Below are 1,017 nucleotides of genomic sequence, written 5' to 3'. Positions count from 1 at the left end.
CTCAAAGGCAAGCAAATCCGCGTTCATGACATGACCCTGCGGGACGGCATGCACCCCAAGCGTCACCTGATGACGCTGGAGCAAATGAAGAGCATCGCCACCGGCCTCGACGCCGCCGGCGTGCCGCTGATCGAAGTCACCCACGGCGACGGCCTGGGCGGCAGCTCGGTGAACTACGGCTTCCCGGCCCACACCGACGAGGAATACCTGTCCACCGTCATCCCGCTGATGAAGCAGGCCAAGGTCTCGGCGCTGCTGCTGCCGGGCATAGGCACCGTCGATCACCTGAAGATGGCCAAGGAGCTGGGCGTGTCGACGATCCGCGTCGCCACCCACTGCACCGAGGCCGATGTGTCCGAACAGCACATCACGATGGCCCGCAAGCTCGACATGGACACCGTCGGCTTCCTGATGATGGCCCACATGAACAGCCCCGAAGGGCTGGTCAAGCAGGCCAAGCTGATGGAAGGCTACGGCGCCAACTGCATCTACATCACTGATTCGGCCGGCCACCTGCTGCCCGACACCGTCAAGGCCCGCCTCAGCGCGGTGCGTGAAGCGCTGAAGCCGGAGACCGAACTCGGTTTCCACGGCCACCACAACCTGGCGATGGGCGTCGCCAACAGCATCGCCGCCATCGAAGTAGGCGCCACGCGCATCGACGCGGCCGCTGCCGGCCTCGGCGCCGGGGCCGGCAATACCCCGATGGAAGTGCTGATCGCGGTGTGCAGCCTGATGGGCATCGAGACCGGCGTGGATGTCGCCAAGATCACCGACGTCGCCGAAGACCTGGTGGTGCCGATCATGGACTTCCCGATCCGCATCGACCGCGACGCGCTGACCCTTGGCTACGCCGGCGTGTATGGCTCCTTCCTGCTCTTTGCCAAGCGTGCTTCCAAGAAATACGGCGTGCCGGCCCGTGACATCCTGGTCGAGCTGGGCCGTCGCGGCATGGTCGGTGGCCAGGAGGACATGATCGAGGATACGGCCATCACTATGGCCCGCGAGCGGGGGCTG

Annotated in this window: 1 protein-coding gene; it reads left to right on the top strand. The window is 65.5% G+C overall.

Annotation, left to right across the window (positions count from 1 at the left end):
- On the top strand, positions 1-1,017 hold a 1,017-nt coding region (gene dmpG, locus B4920_RS25765), incomplete at both ends, for a 4-hydroxy-2-oxovalerate aldolase (protein ID WP_079437591.1).

Origin of the sequence: Zoogloea sp. LCSB751 (genome assembly GCF_002028455.1) — a bacterium.
GTDB lineage: Bacteria > Pseudomonadota > Gammaproteobacteria > Burkholderiales > Rhodocyclaceae > Zoogloea.
The sequence above is the reverse complement of the archived record's forward strand: the minus strand, read 5'-3'. Positions and strand labels throughout refer to the sequence as shown.